The organism is Paraburkholderia sp. GAS448 (genome assembly GCF_050435685.1).
Lineage (GTDB): Bacteria > Pseudomonadota > Gammaproteobacteria > Burkholderiales > Burkholderiaceae > Paraburkholderia.
On the sequence record NZ_JBNDKT010000022.1, the window covers coordinates 36,171 to 53,961 of the forward strand.

General features: G+C 62.5%; 15 protein-coding genes and 3 tRNA genes. 6 read left to right on the top strand and 12 right to left on the bottom strand.

The window, feature by feature from the left end:
• The first annotated feature begins 121 nt into the window (after positions 1–121).
• Positions 122–1,117, top strand: a complete 996-nt coding sequence (locus P3T23_RS31085) for a LacI family DNA-binding transcriptional regulator (protein WP_429319920.1) — start codon at positions 122–124, stop codon at positions 1,115–1,117.
• A 268-nt stretch (positions 1,118–1,385) separates the two neighbouring features.
• Here the strand turns inward: P3T23_RS31085 and P3T23_RS31090 are convergent, their stop codons facing one another.
• The 4 genes from P3T23_RS31090 to P3T23_RS31105 form a co-directional block, all read right to left on the bottom strand.
• Entirely contained in the window at positions 1,386–2,669 is a 1,284-nt protein-coding gene (locus P3T23_RS31090; protein WP_429319921.1) for an MFS transporter, read from the bottom strand.
• Between the two features lie 454 nt (positions 2,670–3,123).
• Positions 3,124–3,579 carry a DUF2214 family protein gene (locus tag P3T23_RS31095; RefSeq protein WP_429319922.1) on the bottom strand — a complete coding sequence of 152 codons (456 nt, stop codon included), beginning with the start codon at positions 3,577–3,579 and terminating at the stop codon, positions 3,124–3,126.
• A gap of 130 nt (positions 3,580–3,709) precedes the next feature.
• Positions 3,710–4,573, bottom strand: coding sequence for a hypothetical protein (locus tag P3T23_RS31100; RefSeq protein ID WP_429319923.1), 864 nt, complete (start codon positions 4,571–4,573; stop codon positions 3,710–3,712).
• Between the two features lie 218 nt (positions 4,574–4,791).
• Positions 4,792–5,856: a glycosyltransferase family 4 protein gene (locus P3T23_RS31105; RefSeq protein WP_133662302.1), complete on the bottom strand. Its 1,065-nt coding sequence runs from the start codon at positions 5,854–5,856 to the stop codon at positions 4,792–4,794.
• Positions 5,857–6,559: 703 nt separating this feature from the next.
• On the opposite strand from P3T23_RS31105, the gene P3T23_RS31110 reads away from it, so the two are divergent.
• Positions 6,560–8,395, top strand: a complete 1,836-nt coding sequence (locus P3T23_RS31110) for an ABC transporter ATP-binding protein (protein WP_429319924.1) — start codon at positions 6,560–6,562, stop codon at positions 8,393–8,395.
• 79 nt (positions 8,396–8,474) lie between these two features.
• Here the strand turns inward: P3T23_RS31110 and otsA are convergent, their stop codons facing one another.
• The gene (otsA, locus tag P3T23_RS31115) at positions 8,475–9,926 is read right to left on the bottom strand and encodes an alpha,alpha-trehalose-phosphate synthase (UDP-forming) (protein ID WP_429319925.1); all 1,452 of its coding nucleotides are present in this window, start codon (positions 9,924–9,926) and stop codon (positions 8,475–8,477) included.
• Between the two features lie 55 nt (positions 9,927–9,981).
• Positions 9,982–10,731 carry a trehalose-phosphatase gene (gene otsB / locus P3T23_RS31120; RefSeq protein WP_429319926.1) on the bottom strand — a complete coding sequence of 250 codons (750 nt, stop codon included), beginning with the start codon at positions 10,729–10,731 and terminating at the stop codon, positions 9,982–9,984.
• A 447-nt stretch (positions 10,732–11,178) separates the two neighbouring features.
• Between otsB and P3T23_RS31125 the strand changes: the two genes are divergently transcribed.
• The 3 genes from P3T23_RS31125 to P3T23_RS31135 are packed head-to-tail and all read left to right on the top strand — an operon-like array spanning position 11,179 to position 13,169.
• Positions 11,179–11,754, top strand: coding sequence for an SCO family protein (locus P3T23_RS31125; RefSeq protein WP_429320014.1), 576 nt, complete (start codon positions 11,179–11,181; stop codon positions 11,752–11,754).
• Between the two features lie 32 nt (positions 11,755–11,786).
• A complete protein-coding gene (locus tag P3T23_RS31130; protein WP_429319927.1) occupies positions 11,787–12,248 on the top strand; it encodes a copper chaperone PCu(A)C in 462 nt (153 codons plus the stop codon).
• A gap of 9 nt (positions 12,249–12,257) precedes the next feature.
• Positions 12,258–13,169, top strand: a complete 912-nt coding sequence (locus P3T23_RS31135) for a cytochrome c oxidase assembly protein (RefSeq protein WP_429319928.1) — start codon at positions 12,258–12,260, stop codon at positions 13,167–13,169.
• 78 nt (positions 13,170–13,247) lie between these two features.
• Here P3T23_RS31135 and P3T23_RS31140 read toward each other — a convergent pair whose 3' ends face one another.
• Positions 13,248–13,745: a GNAT family N-acetyltransferase gene (locus P3T23_RS31140; protein WP_429319929.1), complete on the bottom strand. Its 498-nt coding sequence runs from the start codon at positions 13,743–13,745 to the stop codon at positions 13,248–13,250.
• Between the two features lie 451 nt (positions 13,746–14,196).
• On the opposite strand from P3T23_RS31140, the gene P3T23_RS31145 reads away from it, so the two are divergent.
• Positions 14,197–15,411 carry a DUF2252 domain-containing protein gene (locus P3T23_RS31145; protein ID WP_429319930.1) on the top strand — a complete coding sequence of 405 codons (1,215 nt, stop codon included), beginning with the start codon at positions 14,197–14,199 and terminating at the stop codon, positions 15,409–15,411.
• A 216-nt stretch (positions 15,412–15,627) separates the two neighbouring features.
• Here the strand turns inward: P3T23_RS31145 and P3T23_RS31150 are convergent, their stop codons facing one another.
• The 5 genes from P3T23_RS31150 to pgsA form a co-directional block, all read right to left on the bottom strand.
• Positions 15,628–16,176, bottom strand: coding sequence for a hypothetical protein (locus P3T23_RS31150; protein ID WP_429319931.1), 549 nt, complete (start codon positions 16,174–16,176; stop codon positions 15,628–15,630).
• Between the two features lie 493 nt (positions 16,177–16,669).
• Positions 16,670–16,743 (bottom strand) — tRNA-Cys (locus P3T23_RS31155).
• 113 nt (positions 16,744–16,856) lie between these two features.
• A tRNA-Gly gene (locus tag P3T23_RS31160) sits at positions 16,857–16,932 on the bottom strand.
• 47 nt (positions 16,933–16,979) lie between these two features.
• A tRNA-Gly gene (locus tag P3T23_RS31165) sits at positions 16,980–17,055 on the bottom strand.
• A 134-nt stretch (positions 17,056–17,189) separates the two neighbouring features.
• Positions 17,190–17,783, bottom strand: coding sequence for a CDP-diacylglycerol--glycerol-3-phosphate 3-phosphatidyltransferase (gene pgsA, locus P3T23_RS31170; protein ID WP_429319932.1), 594 nt, complete (start codon positions 17,781–17,783; stop codon positions 17,190–17,192).
• Positions 17,784–17,791 lie beyond the last annotated feature (8 nt).

Below are 17,791 nucleotides of genomic sequence, written 5' to 3' on the forward strand. Positions count from 1 at the left end.
ATGACATTCTGTCGATGGAATTCCTGCCTTTTATGACGTACTGTAAGCTGACATCATGACATCCAGACGTGCCTCGCAATCAGGCGCAGTTCATACAAAAAGAAAACGTTATCCTCCGTAAATGAAAAAAGCTACGATTCGCGATGTCGCCGCTGCCGCCGGGGTGTCTGTGGCAACGGTCTCGAAATACATGAACGGCGCGCAACGCTTTTCCGCGCCCGTCGAAGCTCGCCTCAAAGCCGCGATCGAACAGCTCGGGTACCGCTCGAACCCGTTGGCGCGCTCGATGATCACAGGCGTTACCCGCACCATCGGCCTTGCCATCCTCGATATCCGCAATCCGTATTTCACGAACATCGTCAAGGGCGCGAACCGGATCGCGCTGCGGCACGACTACACGCTGCTGCTCGTCGATACCGAAGAAAACCAGGAGCGCGAACAACCGCTGATCGAGGCGCTGGCGCAGCGCGTCGACGGCGTGATCATCAGTTCGCGGATGCAGGAAGACTCGATGCAATGGATGACCGAGCTGAACAAGCCCGTCGTCCTGCTCGGCCGCAACGAGCTGTTCCCGATTCCCAGCGTCAGCAACGACAGCTATCTGGCAGGATACATGCTGGCCCGGCATCTGCTGAACCAGGGCCATCGCCGCATCGGCTACCTCGGTTTCGCCCGCTCACGCTGGGACGCCGAACGGATCCGCGGCGCACGCACCTGCCTGTCCGAAGCCGGCCTCACCCTCGAGGTCCACGAAGCGCATGCGCCGTCGGCGCTTGCCGGAAAAAACGCGTGCTCGTCGGTCATGCTCGGGCCGCACCGGCCTGAAGCACTGATCTGCTACAACGACCTGATCGCGCTGGGCTTCATGAAAGAAGCCGGCGCTCTCGGCTTCAAGCTGCCCCAGGACCTGTCGGTGACGGGTTTCGACAACGTGCCGTACGGCGAATATGCGGTCCCGGCGCTCACAACCGTTGACCTGCAAAGCGAAAAGATGGGCGAACAGGCGATGCTCAAGCTGATTGACGCCCTCGCCGGCAAACGCGACATCGGCCATGTGACGCTGGAACCGCGCCTGATCGTCCGCGATTCGACCATCCCGCGCGACAACCCACGCTGATTGACGGCGTGCGCCCTGCGCGACCGCCGGCGCAAATTGCGCGATATACGATGGCCGATCCCGGACGCACCTCCATGAGACGCGTTACAGGCGGGCTGCGCACGCGACGACAGCGTCGCCACGCAGTACCTCATTTCTGGGGGGACCATCGATCACAAACTTGCGTGTCCCGTGTGCCGGCGCGCGTCATGCCCTGGCCGTTGCAAAGACCCAATATAAAAACAGCCGATATCCTGCGCGAATATCGGCTTTTTTATGCAGCGGGAGATCAGCTCTCGAGCGTCGTGGTCTTCATGTCAGGCACGAGCAGATGCATGATTGCCAGCGCGATCAGATAACCGCAGGCGCCGATCGCAAACAGCACCCAGTACTGACCCGTACGCTGCAGCACCTGGCCGATCACTTCGGAGAACAGCACCCCGCCGATCGAGCCAGCCATGCCGCCAATACCGACCACGCCCCCAACGGCACGCTTCGGGAACATGTCCGATGCCGTCGTGAACAGGTTCGCCGACCAGCCCTGATGCGCCGCCGCGGCAAGCCCGATGATCAACACAGCAAGCCAGAGGTTCTCAACCTGGGACACAAACGCGATCGGCAGCACGCAACACGCGCAGATCAGCATCGCGGTCTTGCGCGCACGGTTCACCGTCCAGCCGCTGCGCAGCAACGCCGACGAGATCCAGCCGCCGCCGATACTGCCGACCGTCGTCAACGCGTAGATGGCGACGAGCGGCGGCCCGATGTGCTGCAGATCCATGCCGCGTGCCTCGTTGAGCCACTTCGGCAGCCAGAACAAATAGAACCACCAGACCGGGTCGGTCAGGAACTTGCCGACGATAAACGCCCACGTCTCACGTTTTCTCAACAGCACGCCCATGCCCGGCGCGCCTGCGCGGGTATCCGTATCCTCGTCTTCGTCGACGGCGGCCACGCCGTCCACTTCTTCAGCACGTCTCTGGTCGGCAGGCTTGTAGATCGCCATCCAGACGGCAATCCAGACGATGCCGAGCGCGCCGATCACGATGAAGGCCGAGCGCCACCCAAGGGCAATCGCGAGGGGCGGAATGATCGCCGGCGCGAAGACCGCGCCGATGTTGGCGCCTGAGTTGAAGATGCCGGTCGCGAGCGCGCGCTCACGACGCGGAAACCATTCGGCCGTCGCCTTGATAGCGGCCGGGAAGTTACCGCCTTCGCCGATGCCGAGCAGCGCGCGCACCGCCGCGAAACCCGCAACCGACCCCACCGCGGCGTGCAACATCGCCGCCACGCTCCAGATCAGCATGGCCATCGCGTACGACACCCGCGTACCGAGCCAGTCGACCACTCGCCCGAAGCCCAGCAAACCCAGTGCATAGAACGCGGAAAACGCAATCACGATCCGGCCGTACTGAACCTGGCTCCAGCCGATGTCGTGCTGCAAGACTGGCGCGAGCAGACCGAGAATCTGCCGGTCCATGTAATTGATGACTGTCGCGAAGAAGAGCAGCGCGCACACAGTCCAGCGATAGCGGCTGGCTACACGCGCAACGCCCAGAACGGCAGGTTGCATGTTTTGTCTCCGTGCCCGGCGTGGCTCGTCACGCGGGGCCTATGTTGTTGATATCAGGTACGAACACTGGGGCGACGAAGCAGATACCTCACTGCACGGCCGCCCGGACTGTCGTTCCGGTAAAGAGTAAAACGTTTTCCTCCTCGATCATTCTATAACCCATTTTGTCTTGAGGTTCACAAAAAATGCCCTGGCCAGGATAAACCCCGAGAGAGCGGAGGGGACGCGCCTCGCCTGGGGCATGAGGAACAAACTGGGAGCGCGCTGGAATGCGCAGTGAAGGTTGACGCCATGCGGCGCAGACATCAAGGCGGGGCGGGGGATCGTGCGTCGCGGCGATCCGGACGGGCAAATACGAACCGTCGCTTGCGGCCACGAACACCGGCGATTGATCGTTAACCGTTTTCTTTCATTAGGTAGAAAACGGGCATCACGAAGCAGGAAAGCCCTGCCCTCAGTCTGGCAACCCCACTCCCCGCGCCATCCCTGAAGCGGCGAACACCATCACGATCAGCAAGATCGTCTGGACCGTACCAATGCGCGCAAAATGGGCCGCGCGGCTGAGATCCGGCACGCGGCCCTGTCTGACGGCGGCACGCCAGCGGATGAGCGCCATCATCGGCGCGATTTCGAGCAGGAGAATCAGGATCAGCGCCGCCATCTTGAGGTGAAAGAGCGGCTCATGGAGATAATATCCACCGCCTTTTTCATACCCACCGAACGCGCGCATGCCGCCGGTGATGATCAGGACGAGCGCCGAGAGCCCCCACCCGGCGTCCGCCTGAAAGATCGCAGACACATTTGCGGGGCTCGAGGTGCGACGCAGCGCCCACGAGCGGCCGAGAATCGAGGCAAGCGCGAGACCGAACGCGAGCAGGTGAACAGCGGCAAGCGACCAGCGAAACAGCATGGCGACTCCTTCGAAGCGTGCTAAACGATCGCTGTACTTCGTTACGTTTCAAACGCCGGGCCGCCGCTTTGACCACCGATGTGCGGCCGCTCTGGGCAACGCGAATCGCGCCGGCCCGGAATCCAGCGGCTCAGGCCTGCCGGAGCATGGAGTCAAGCGCGCGGGCGGCGACCCGGTCGCCTTCCGTTATGAGCGGCGCGCTAAAGACGGTCTGCCGGTTATGCCCGGCCGCAGCGGGCGAATCCCACAGCAACTCGACCTTCGGACGCCGCCGCAGACCCGCAAGCCTCGGGCTCCGAGCGGCGAGCGCCACGGCAGGACGCGTCGCCTGCGAGTCCACCCCAGGTTCGTCCATTGCGGGTGGCGGCGGGTCTGCACCCGCGGCACCCGCATCGTCCTGCATGGCAGCCGGCCAGCGCACCGACAGTTCGCGCGCATCGTATTGGCCAACCTTGCGGCTCTCGACCCAGACGATTGCGGTACGGGTAGCCAGATCGAGCGCCACGGCGTAGCGGCCGATCGCAAACCGGCGCGCGGCGATGTTCGTGCGCCATAGCGCCCGCGGCCGACAGATCCGCAGGACCGCGGCATAGAGCGCCGGCGCCGCCACCAGCCAGCCGTTGGTCGTCGCAATCGCATTGATCGTACGGCGCCAGCCGGCTGTCCAGACGAACGCTCCCACCGACCAGATCGCAAACACAAAACCAAGAAGAGCAAAGAGCCGCAACGACTGCCGAAGCCACTGCGGCAGCGGATGAAACGGCCGCTCGGCCCGGGCTTGCGCGCCGGGCAGGACAATCACGAGGAAGATGAAAACGAGGTTGATGCACGCCCATGGCGACGACACCATCGCGAGGAATGTCGTAAGGCTCAACCCCATCTCCGACATCGAAAACAGCCAGCGAGCCAGAATCACGAGACCGATGGCGCGCAGCGCGAAAATCGTTCCGGCGCCAGGCGCCGCGTTCGCACGCGTTTCTTTCGTTCTCGCCAAGGGATCCTCCTGTCGTCGGCAGCACCGCTGGGGGAATTTTGCGGCACGGCCATTATAGGGACATTGCCGCGACGGCTCACCGTTCGCGACGTCGAATCAGCGCTTCGGTCATGAAGACGCGGCGCGCATGCAACAACGCCCTGCATGCCGGTGGCATGCAGGGCGTTGCTGGGGAACGGCTTGTTTGCGGGCCGCGGGAGCGGCCCCAGTTGAAGCGCTTATCCGGCGTTCACTTCGCGCAGCACGGTGCGGCGCTTCTGGCGCAGCAGCTCTTCGTACGAAGCAATGTAGTTCTGCGCCATCACCTTCGACGAGAAGCGTGCCTCGAACGCCTTGCGCACGGTTTCGCGCGGCAGCGTGTGCAGACGCTTCACAGCTGCCACAGCGCTGATTTCGTCTTCGACGACGAAACCGGACACACCATTTTCGATCACTTCCGGTACCGAGCCGCGCTTGAACGCGATCACCGGCGTACCGCAAGCCATCGCCTCGATCATCACCAGACCGAAGGGCTCCGGCCAGTCGATCGGGAACAGCAGCGCGTGTGCGTTGCCGAGGAACTCGGTCTTCTCGGCTTCGCAGATTTCGCCGATGTATTCGACGTGCGGCAGCGACATCAGCGGCTTGATGACCTCGTCGTAGTACGCGCGGTCGGCCTTGTCGAGCTTGGCTGCGACCTTGATCGGCATGCCTGCCTGTTCAGCGATACGGATGGCCGTGTCCAGACGCTTTTCCGGCGAAATGCGGCCGAGGAACGCGAGATAGCTCGGCTTCACGTCCTTGATCGGCTTGAGCAGGTTTTCCGGCAGGCCGTGATAAACGGTCGACAGCCAGTTCGCCTGTTGCAGCGGCGTACGCTGGTTGTCCGAAATCGAAACGACCGGCACGTCGCTGAACGTGTTGAAGATCGGCTGCAGTTCCGGCAGGTCGAGACGGCCGTGCAGCGTGGTCAGATGCGGCGTCGGCTGACGCGAGAAAAGCGAGAACGGGTAGTAGTCGATGTGGAAATGCAGCACGTCGAATTCGTCCGCGCGGCGGCGCACTTCTTCGAGCAGCAGCATGTGCGGCGCCATCGTGTCGCGGATCGTCGGGTCGAGGCGCAGCGCCTGCGGCCAGAACGCTTCGAGTTTTGCCGAAGTCTGCGAATCGCCGCTCGCGAAGAGGGTTACATCGTGTCCCAGCTCGACCAGTGCCTCGGTCAGGTACGAAACCACACGTTCCGTGCCGCCATAAAGCTTGGGAGGAACCGCCTCGTGCAACGGAGCGATTTGAGCGATTCGCATAGTGGTGAACTCCTGAAAAAAATTCAAAGACTGCTGTTTGTTTAAAGCGACTCACCCGCTCGCCCCGGGCAGTCCGCAAGCTTTTCGGCTCCGGCCTGTTTCGTTCGGGAAATTCTGCGATTGATCGCTGGTAAGGATGCCCAGACTGGTCATCGTCACCAGGCGGCACATTCGGCGTAAACGCACGGGAAGCGCAGTCGTTGACAAACTGTCAGATTTTCGTGGGCACAACCGAGTCTGCATTATCGGTGCCGGGAGCCTCGCGCGACCCCAAACCTTTCAAAGTCTTTATCTTGTTACAAAGGCGAAACACTTTGCAAACCCTTGTTTTGTAAGACAGTTTTACATTGAAAGGCCTGCCATCGAGACCAGTATCCGCGGACCATTCCGATCCCCCAGCTTCCCCGGCCACATCGCCTTGCGTCACCCGTGCCGGGACTTGACTGAATGCAATTTGTAATTATATCTCGAAAAAAATCGCCCACCGGGTGAACCACCGTCTTACGGACGGGTCGAGCAAGGCATACATTGGTGATATGCGTCGCGCGAAAACGATGGCCCGTCTTTTGTTCATCGTTAGTCTGAACCACTCTACGTAACGGTATTTGCATGTTTACAATGCCGGGACGCGCGCATTTGTCGCAATTTTTGCGGCGGTTGCCAGTTCAGCGATCAACCGCTCTAACACGACCACACGAACACATTGGAACATCTGACCATCGCCCAGCGTAATGCCCACAACGCAAAGCTCGCGAGCTATGCGCACCGGCCGCTTGCGTTCCTTTTCCGCTTCATCCGCCGCCACCCGGTCGCCCACACGATCGTGCTGTGCAGCGTATTTGCGGCCGTGGGTTGTGCGCTCGCTTCGCAGTACGCGATCAAGCACCTCATCGACGTGCTTGCCGGGGGCCGGCATCACCCGGGCCCGCTATGGGGCGCTTTCGCGATCCTCGTCGGCCTGATTGCAGCGGACAACCTGTTGTGGCGTGTAGGCGGCTGGGTGGCCGCGCATACTTTCGTCGCCGTCACCGGCGATCTGCGGCGCGATCTGTTTCAGTATCTGAGCGGGCACTCCCCCACGTACTACTCGGAAAAGCAGCCCGGCATGCTGGCGAGCCGCATCACGGCGACCTCGAACGCCGTCTATACCGCCGAAAACACGATGGCCTGGAACGTTCTGCCGCCTTGCATCGCGGTGCTCGGCGCGATCGTGATGATCATTACCGTGAACCCGCTGATGGCGTGCGGGCTGATGCTGTGCTCGGCCATCCTGTCAATCGTGCTCTACAAGCTCGCCGGGCGCGGCTCGGCGCGGCATCATCATTTCGCGACGAAGGCGGCGTCCGTCGACGGCGAACTCGTCGACGTGATCAGCAACATGGGCCTCGTACGCGCGTTCGGCATGACGCTGCGCGAGCAGGCGCGCTTTGGCGCCACCGTCAAGGCCGAAATGGACGCGCGTCAGCAGAGCCTGCTGTACCTCGAGAAGCTGCGGCTGCTGCATGCGGTGATCACGGCGCTGCTGTCGGCCGGCCTCCTCGGCTGGGCGTTGTGGCTGTGGGATCAGGGCCGCGCGACCTCGGGCGACATCGTGCTCGTCAGCTCGCTGGGGTTCACGATCCTGCACGGCACGCGCGATCTGGCCGTGGCGCTAGTCGATGTGACCCAGCATATCGCGCGGCTCGCCGAGGCAATCAGGACGCTGCTTGAGCCGCACGGCATGCCGGACCGGTCCGACGCAGGCGAACTCGTGCCGCAAGGCGGGCGCGTGGACTTCGAACGCGTCACGTTCGCGTATCCGCGCCGCCGGCCGATTCTCGATCACTTCGATCTGCATATCGTAGCGGGGCAACGCGTCGGGTTGATCGGCAAGTCGGGGGCGGGCAAGTCCACCGTGCTCGCGCTGTTGCAGCGCTTCTACGAGACGCAGGCCGGCCAGATCAAGATCGACGGTCAGGACATCGCCACGATCACGCAGGACAGCCTCCGTCACACGATCGCGCTCGTGCCGCAGGACATTTCGCTGCTCCATCGCTCGGTGTACGAGAACATCGCGTACGGTCGCCCGGAGGCGTCGCGTGAAGAAGTGCTCACCGCCGCCCGCGAGGCGCGTTGCGCCGACTTCATCGAGGCGATGCCGGAGGGCTATGACACGATCGTCGGCGACCGCGGCGTGAAGCTGTCGGGCGGCCAGCGGCAGCGTATTGCGATCGCGCGGGCCATCCTGAAGAACGCGCCGATCCTGCTGCTCGACGAAGCGACCTCGGCGCTCGACAGCGCTTCGGAAGAAGCGATCCAGAAGGCGCTCGACCGGCTGATGGTTGGCCGGACCGTCATCGCGATCGCGCACCGGCTGTCGACGCTGCACAACTTCGACCGCATCATCGTGATGAGCCAGGGCAAGGTGATCGACGACGGCAGTCCGGAAGAGCTGCGAAACCGTCCGGGGTTGTACCGCGACCTGCTGTCCAAACAATACGGCAAGGGAACCACGCTGCACGTGGGCGGCAAGAAAGTCGACGAGCAACACGTGGCTTGAGCGCAGTCTCTCTTTTCCGCGCCCTCGAACAAAAACGCCGCTTCGGATCGAAGCGGCGTTTTTTCATTGCCTGCAGCAGTTAGCGATCCGGCGTCGCCTCAACGGGTGAAGTGGCGGCCGCGCGCGTTCCGGCACGCCGCCCTGCTCCTGCGCTCTGCAGGTCGCGCATGAAGTTGTCGCGCCACACCGACACATTGTTCTCGCGCAGTTGCGCAATCATGTCGCGATAGCGCGCCTGGCGTTCCGCGAGCGGCATCTCGAGCGCTGTGGCCAGCGCCTCCGCCATGCCGTCGATATCGACAGGGTTCACGATGAGCGCGCCAGTCAGCTCCTGTGCCGCACCCGCGAAGCGCGACAACACCAGCACGCCGGGATCGTCGGGATCCTGCGCCGACACATACTCCTTCGCGACCAGATTCATCCCGTCGCGCAGGGGCGTCACGTAGCCGACGTGCGATGCGCGAAACAGCGCAGCCAGCACCGGCCGTTCGTACTGTCGATGGATATAGCGGATCGGCGTCCAGTCGAGTTCGGCAAAGCGGCCGTTGATACGGCCCGACTCGCCTTCCAGTTGCAGCCGGATGTCCTGATAGGCGTGCATGTCGGCGCGCGTCGGCGGTGCGATCTGCAGGAACGACACGTTGTTGCGTTGCGCGGACGAATGTTCGAGCAGCCTTTCGAAGGCACGGAAGCGCTCGACAAGCCCCTTCGAGTAATCAAGCCGGTCGACGCTCATGATCAGCTTGCGCGAATGGAGCGTCGCCTTCAGCGTGCGCACCGGCTTGCCGCTCTCGCCCGCTTTCGCGAGTTCGGCGATCTCGTCGGGATAGACGCCGATCGGATAGGCCGCCGCGTGCAGGGTCCTGCCGAACGCGTGCACGGTCATCGGACTGCCAGCCAGCGACGCTTCGACCGAGCCGTTCGCCTCGTGGACGATGTAGTCGCAGAAGGAGCGCAGATCCGGCTCGGTCTGGAAGCCGAGCAGATCGAACGAACACAGCGCCTCGACCAGATCGCGATGCGGCGGCACGGCCAGCAGCACCTGCGAAGCGGGAAACGGAATGTGCAGAAAGAAACCGATGCGATTCTTCACGCCCGCGGCGCGTAACGCCTGCGCGAATGGAATCAGGTGGTAGTCGTGGACCCAGATGACATCGTCGGCCTGCAGCAGCGGCACGAGTTGCTGCGCAAGCCACGCGTTCACGCGGCAATAGCCTTCGAAATCGTGACGGTCATACTGGACCAGATCCGCGCGATAGTGGAACGCAGGCCACAGCGTCGCGTTCGAGAAGCCGCGATAGTACTGATCGTAATCGCGCCGCATGAGCCCGATGGTCGCGAACGTCACCGGACCGCGTTCTTCGACGCTGATCTGCGGCTGACCGGACGGCAGCACGTCGCCGCTCCAGCCGAACCACATGCCGCCGGTTTCCTTGAGCGCGTCGTAGACGCCCACTGCCAGCCCACCTGCCGCGGGGCCGCCTTCCGAGATCGGTGCGACCCGGTTCGATACGATGATCAGTCGACTCATGAAGCGCAATTCCCATGCTGGAAGAGATAGCCGCTGACGGCGTGCCACACGGGCGTCACGCTCTGCCCCCAGCAGCCACAATCGATGCGAGCCACTGGATCAGTCCGTTCACCGATTCGATGCGCGATTTCGCGATCGTATCCCCGCCGCCGACCTTGATCGACAGGCCGCCGTACTCGTTGACGACGGCGAAGCCTTTTTCGTCGGTCAGGTCATCGCCCGCGAACACCGGCTTGCGGCCGGCGAACGGCGGCTCTCCGAGAAAGGCCCGCAGCGCGCGGCCCTTGTCGACGCCCTTGGGCTTGATCTCGTAGACCATCTTGCCGGGCTGCAGCACGTAAGCGCCGGGATAATCGGCAACGAGCCGGGTCGTCGCCGCGCGCGCGACCGGTTCGCGATCCGGCGCATTGCGGTAGTGCAACGCGACCGCCGCCCCCTTGATCTCCAGCAGCATGCCGGGATTCAGGCGCACGACCTCCGCCAGATCCTGTTCCATCCGCAGGAGCCGCTCGTCGTTGAAACCAACGCGCTGCGTGTCGCCGTTCGCGTCGCGCCGCTCAGCGCCATGCAGACCGGCGATCGGCAAATCGGGCAAACCGAGAAACGAATCGATGCTGTCGATGCCGCGGCCCGACAGGATCGCCACCGCGCCGTTCGTCTGGTGCCGCAGTGCGCTCAGCAGATCGATGACCTGGGGTTGCACCAGCACGCCATCAGGCGTCGGCGCCAACTCGACGAGCGTGCCGTCGAAGTCGAAGAAATATGCAGTCTCGCTGGGAGACAGGACAGCCGGAAGTGCTTGCATCGTTTTATCTTGCCTTTCAGCCGCTTGCAGCCGGAAAAGTGTGCGCATCTTACCGCGCATCCGCCTTTTTTTCGAGAAAGTAAGACTGGACGCCCGGCTGGACGGGCCGTCGCGCCGGTCGAGCCCCTGCATTCCGTTCAAAAACAGAACAATCGGGCTTCAGCCAGCTTTCAGTCGCATGCGGCAAATTGCCCCGCTTACACCATGAGCACGGCCGTGGCCCGACGTGGCCGGCCGAATTGCGATACAGTCGCAGCCAACCGCGCGTTGCCGGTATGGGACCGATTCCCTCTGAACCTGCAACGGCGACCGCCCTGATCAATCGAGTCATTGACGCCGCCTTTGTTCCCCTTCCCCCCGTCCACGCGCCAGAAACGAGGCGAACCGCTACATGATGCGCCGTATCGGCGACAGGCGAAATCCGCCGCCCGCGCCGGACTGGCAGGGCTGCTCGCGGTGCTGGGCGCGCTCACCCTTGCCGCCTGCTCGCACCACGACACACCGTGGCAGCTCACGAACGTCACAGGCCACCTGCCGGATCTCCAGTTCTCGCTAACCGCCGACGATGGCAAGCCCGTCACCGGCGACTCGTTCAAAGGGCGCGCGTCGCTCGTCTACTTTGGCTATACGCATTGCCCGGACGTCTGCCCGGAGACGATGGGCCGTCTGATGCAGGTGCTCGATAAACTGGGACCCGAGGCCCGGCAGGTGCGCATCCTGTTCATCACGGTGGATCCGGCGCGCGACACGGCTCAGGCGTTACGCGACTACGTCGGCGCATTCGACGCACAGCATGCGCGCGGCCTGACTGGCAGCGACGACCAGATCGAATCGCTCGCAAAACGCTACCGCGTCGCGTACCAGATGGAGAAGCGCGATCCGAAAGGCAACTACGAGGTGACGCATAGCTCTGCCGTCTACGTCTTCGACGCGCAGGGACGAGCACGGCTGCTCGCCACCGATCGGGATTCGCCCGACACCATCGCGCAGGATCTGCGCCGTATCATCGAAACCCATTCCTGATCCCTATCGTAAGTTCAGTCATGTCGATCCAGATGAAGAACAAATCGCCCGCCGCACTGGCTGCTGCTTTCGCGCTCGCCTGCTCGCTTTCGTTCAGCGCCACCGCGCAGGCGGCTGGCCCGCAGGCAATCACGGCGCAGAATGCGTGGGTCCGCTGGCTGCCGAACAACCTGCCGGCCGCCGCCTACGTCACGCTCGTCAATGCCGGCGACAAACCCGTCGACCTCATCGACATATCGAGCAGCGACTACGGCGGTGCGATGCTGCACCAGACCGTATCGAACGGCTCGACACAAAAGATGGTGATGGTCGACAAGCTGACCGTGCCCGCTCGCGGCACGGTATCGATCGCACCGGGCGGCTATCACGTCATGCTCGAAGATGCGAAGCACAAGATCGCCCCGGGCGACACCGTTCATCTGCAGCTGAAGTTCTCCGACGGCGAAACGCTGGACACACCGTTCGCCGTGAAGCCGCCATCACAGACGAAGTAGCGCAACGCGATGAACCTGCTTTACTGGCTCGATCCCTGGGAGTTTTCGCCGACGGTCGTCGTCGCGGTGCTGGTTGCGGCCGTGCTGTTCACGCGTGGCGTGCGCAAGGCGAGGGTGTCGTTCGCCCGTCAGCTGTCGTTCTGGTTCGGTCTTGCCGCGCTATACGTCGCGCTGCACACGCGGCTCGATTATTTCTTCGAGCATGAATTCTTCATGCACCGCGCCCAGCACCTGGTGCTACATCATCTCGGCCCGTTCTTCATTGCGCTTTCGTATCCCGGGGCGGCGCTGCGCGCCGGGATTCCGTTCCGCTGGCGGCAACGCTTCGTGCGGCCGGCACTGAACGCCCGCGCGGTGCGGGCGGTGCTCGGTGTGCTGCTGCACCCGGTCGTCGCCGTTGTGCTGTTCGTAGGGCTGATCTATTTCTGGCTGCTGTCGCCGATTCATTTCATCGCGATGCTCGACTGGCGGCTTTATCGGGTGATGAACTGGAGCATGGTCATCGACGGGCTGATGTTCTGGTGGCTCGTCCTCGATTCGCGGCCGGCGCCGCCGGCGCGGCTGTCGCCTGGGCGGCGCGTTCTGGTCGTGGTCGCGGCGATTCCGCCACAGATCGTGCTCGGCGCGTTCATTTTCTTTTCGCCGCGCGAACTGTATCCGGTGTACTCGATCTGCGGCCGCGCATTTACCTGGCTAAGCCCGCTGCGCGATCAACAGATCGGCGGCCTGTTGCTTTGGATTCCGGGTTCGATGATGAGCGTGATCGGCGCCGTGCTTGCGCTGCGTCACCTGATGCGGCTGTCGGCTCGCGCCCGGCTGCGCGATGAGCGCATTCCGGCTCCGGCCGGTTTGACGGGTGCGACGAATCCGGAAGGTGAAATGGCCGCGCGTTCAGGTTCGATCCCCGCGCGGCAGAGCTGATCCAGTGGGCCACGCCAGCCGCTGCGGCGCTGACACCCGGTGTTGCCCGATCTCGCCCCTACTCTAAGCGACGAAATCTCAGGCGGAGCGCATCCACACGTGCGGAATGCCATCCTCGTCGTGAACCTCTGAAATCGGTTCGAAACCGAACGCGCCATAGAAAGGCTGCAGGTGCGCCTGCGCATGCAGCCGCACGGGGATGCCTGGCCACTGAGCGTAGATATGGCTGAGCGCCCGCTCGAGCATCGTGTTGCCAAGCCCCTGACCGCGAAACCCTGCAGTTGTCAGCACGCGGCCAATGCGAATGTCGGTTTCCTCTTCGTCCGGCAGAAGTACCCGCAGATAACCGGCCAGCGGCGCCCGACCCTCGCCTGCCTTGTCCACGCCATAAGCGAACAGATGCCACGCCACCGTATCGAGGCCGTCGACATCGCCGTACACGCAGTTCTGCTCGACGACGAACACCGCGCTGCGGGCCGCCAGCATGTCGTAGACCTCAGCGGTCGTAAGTTCGTCGAATGCTTTCCAGCGCCATTCGATTTCCGGTTGTTGCGAAGGGGGCAAAGACTGAGTCATGGAATCTGCTTCTGAAGGGGTACGCAAGTGCCGGTGCAGGTGTGCACGCGTCAGTGCCGAATTATGCCGCGACGCGCCGCCAAGGCCAATCCCGGTCCTAACGCCGGTATGGCGGCATCCGCAGCGATGAGGTCGTCACGCCGCTCGAGCAGCACATTCTCGAGACGAAGCGCGAAGTGCTGGCAGCGGCCTGGATGGCGGACAGCTACCCGGGCAGAGTAACAGCGCCAGTGCGTCTCGACGTCCCGCGGGGCGCGCCCTGCTGATCGAGTCGGACGCGCGCGCGGTTGCCCAACCGGGCGCAAAACGGGACGCATAACCGGCATGCAAACCGGTCAATCCATGACGAGCGCCGCTTCGCCTGTCACTCCGGATGGCGCACAATGATCGGAGCGGCCGCTCGATGCCGGAAAGGGGTCGGGCCACACGGCGAATCAAATGGGAGCCCATCATGCTCGATGTTGCAGCAGAGATCGCAAACTTCAACACCGGACGGGATCCCGAACGACTCAGCATGAAATACAAGTTGATGCGCACGTCGGCGTTCGTCTTTCTGCGCGGTACCTGCCACCTCTTTTACGCACGGCTGCCATCGGGTAGCGTGATCGCCGGCACGCCGGCGACCTGGATCTGCGGCGACATGCATCTGGAAAATTTCGGTAGCTACAAGGGCGACAACCGCCTCATCTATTTCGACATGAACGACTTCGACGAGGCCTGTCTCGCGCCGTGTCTCGCGGAGCTCGTGCGCCTTCTGACGAGCGTGCTCATCGCCGCCGACAGTCTGCAGGTCAGCCGCGCAGAAGCGCTCGCGCTCTGTCACACGGCGATCGACTCGTACAGCGCCGTGCTGCGTTTCGGCAAGGCGCGCTGGATCGAAGAAGAAACCGCGGAAGGGATGGTGCGCGAGTTGTTCGAGGCATTGCACGAGCGCACGCGCGTCGATTACCTTAACCGGCGCACCGATCTGAAAGGCAAGCAGCGTGCGTTGAAGATCGATGGAAAAAAGGCGCTTCCTGTGAGCGATACGGCGCGTCTCGCCGTGACTGCCTTCATGAAGAAATTCTCGGCCGGCGAGCCGAATCCCGCATTCTTCAACATGCTCGATGTTGCACGCCGAATTGCGGGAACGGGCAGCCTTGGCGTCGATCGCTACGTGATTCTGGTCGAAGGAAAAGGCTCGCCCGATGGTAACTATCTGCTCGATCTCAAGGAGGCGTTGCCGTCCTCTGTCGTGCCGCATGTGAAGACGAAGCAACCCAAATGGGACACGGAGGCACAACGCGTCGTGGAAGTCCAGCACCGCGCGCAAGCTGTCTCGCAAGCGTTCCTGCACGCCGTCCAGATGGATGGCAAGGCATATGTGCTGCGCGGGCTGCAACCGTCCGAAGACCGCGTCGCGCTAGCCAACTGGAACGGCAAGCTCTCCCGACTCGAATCCGTCGTCAACAACATGGCGGAACTGAGTGCATGGTCGCAACTGCGCAGCGGCGGACGCCAGGGCTCGGCAATCGCCGACGAACTCATAGCGTTCGGCAGTCGCCGCGACTGGCAGATGCCGCTGATCGAACTCGCGACTGAGTGCGAGACGCAGGTCAAGACCGACTGGCGCGCGTACTGCGAGGCGTACGACAGTGGTCGATTCGGGCCGCCGGTGAAGGGTTAGATACGCGCGTCACCAACGCTGTCGCGCTGCCGATCTAGCGAGCCGTCGTTGGCTGCGGCGTTAGAACAGACAGTCTGTCAAAGAGAGCCTGGACCGGCGGCGCTGTGCAGTGCAGGGTCTGTTTCCAGCACCACTGTTCGCAGCCAGAGATGACCTTCATTGCGACGGGACAGGCGCAGACGGCTATCGGCCTCGGCGCCCGCACAGGATTTGATCTCAAGCCTTCACCAGCACCTGCGCTTTAGCGAGCCGGCGATAGACATTGCGCTGCCGGACAATCGGCCACCAGTCATAGAGGAAGATCTCCATCGGTCGCCAGTTGGCAACCCAGCCGAAAATGATCAGTCCCTCCGCGACAAGCTTGGGAAATCGTTCGCCCGGCAGATTTTCCGCAAACTTGCCGCCGAGGAGACATACGGCAAGCACAGCAAGACCGATTGCGAGCGGGCGCCGACCATCGCGGAACAACGCACGAAGCGAGCGTTGCGCGGCGTCGGTGCGATCGCTGCTGAAGTGGCGGGTGATGGCCTGCTCCAGTTGAGTCGCCGCCTGAGAGGCGGCCTCCTGCGGCGGCAGATGCACAATGAGGTGAACCGGCCGGCCAGAGGGCAGATTCTCTGCCTGGCCGACGATATAGGCCTCCGCCGCCTGATCGAGGCTACGTTCCCTGAAAGGATACGGATCGTGAGTCTCGAAAAGTTGCGTTACCTGCTCGACGCGTATCTCGACGGTTTCGGCTTCAGGAATCGTAGACGTTGTGTACAACACCTCGCTTGACGCGCCGGTTCTTTTTCCAATGTTTTGATCGCAATGTGCATCCATTCTAGTTGACGCGCGCCGGTGGAGGTCGCTGCAAGTCGATGCAGTTTGCCGCGGCGATGCTTGCGCAGCAGTCGATGCAAAGGTCGAGTCTTGTCAATCGATTGAAGGTGGCCTTCAACCGATGCAGATGCCAGCATACGTGTATGCCATCCATCAGCTGACGACTCACGCGGCGACCTGGAGGCTGCAATGCTTCCGGATCCTGAAGGTATCCCCGCTATCGTTATCCTGACCGTGCTGTCGTTGATACTGGCACGGGTCGTGGCCAGACCTCGCCGTCGTGATGATCACATGGACAGGGCTTGACCAATGATGACTGTCTCCGTGACGCCGACTGTCTCAATGTGAGGATAAAACCACCGGTGACTGCTTCAGTCGGCGGAAGCGCCGCAGAAAAAAGAAAAGCCCCGACTCGTCGGGGCTTTTCTTTAACTGCTGGAGGCGCGAACCGGAGTCGAACCGGTCTAAACGGCTTTGCAGGCCGCTGCATAACCGCTTTGCTATCGCGCCGTAAGCGGACTGTCGAGCCGACATGACAAGTTACATCACGCAACGGCTCGCAGATTTGTGCGATGGCCAACCGGCCTGCCAAACAAAAAGGGAAGCTTTGCTTCCCCTGTGTCTGGAGCGGGAGACGAGTCTCGAACTCGCGACCTCAACCTTGGCAAGGTTGCGCTCTACCAACTGAGCTACTCCCGCATTGTCCTGCTTTTCATTCCACTACCGCAAAACGCTGCTTCGAAATCTGGAGCGGGAGACGAGTCTCGAACTCGCGACCTCAACCTTGGCAAGGTTGCGCTCTACCAACTGAGCTACTCCCGCGTTTTGCTACTACCGGTTGCTAATCACTACTGCTTCCCGCCTTCCGTTGCAGAACCGCGTGCACCGGAGAGACGAGATTATGTATAAAGCGCTGAAACGTGTCAACCCCTTTCACGCAACCAGATGAATCCGCTTCACACGATGCCGCCCCGCTCACGAATCTGCGGCCATGCAAGCTTCATGTAGTACAGCATCGACCAGATCGTCAGTATCGCGGCAAGATAGATCAGCCAGGCACCCCACACGCGCGTGTCGATCGACAGCCCCGCACCTAGCGGCACCGTTTCGTACAGAAGCAGCATCGGAATCGCGACCATCTGGCAGGCCGTCTTGAACTTGCCGAGCGAATTCACGGCGACGCTCTTCGATGCACCGATCTGCGCCATCCATTCTCGAAGCGCGGATATGGCGATTTCACGACCAACGATCACGAGCGCAATCGCCGCATCGAGTCGCGCCAGCTGCACCAGCACGAGCAAAGCGGCGGTCACCATCAGCTTGTCGGCAACCGGATCGAGGAACGCGCCGAACGCCGACGTCTGATTCCATCTGCGTGCGAGATAGCCGTCGAACCAGTCGGTCAACGCCGCCAGGATGAAGATCACCGCAGCCGCCAGATTGCGGTGCGCGGGAAGCATCATCGTGTCGGGCAGATAGAACACGCCCACGACCAGCGGGATCAGCACGATCCGCAGCCACGTCAGAAAGATCGGAAAATTAAACGGCATGGGCGGAG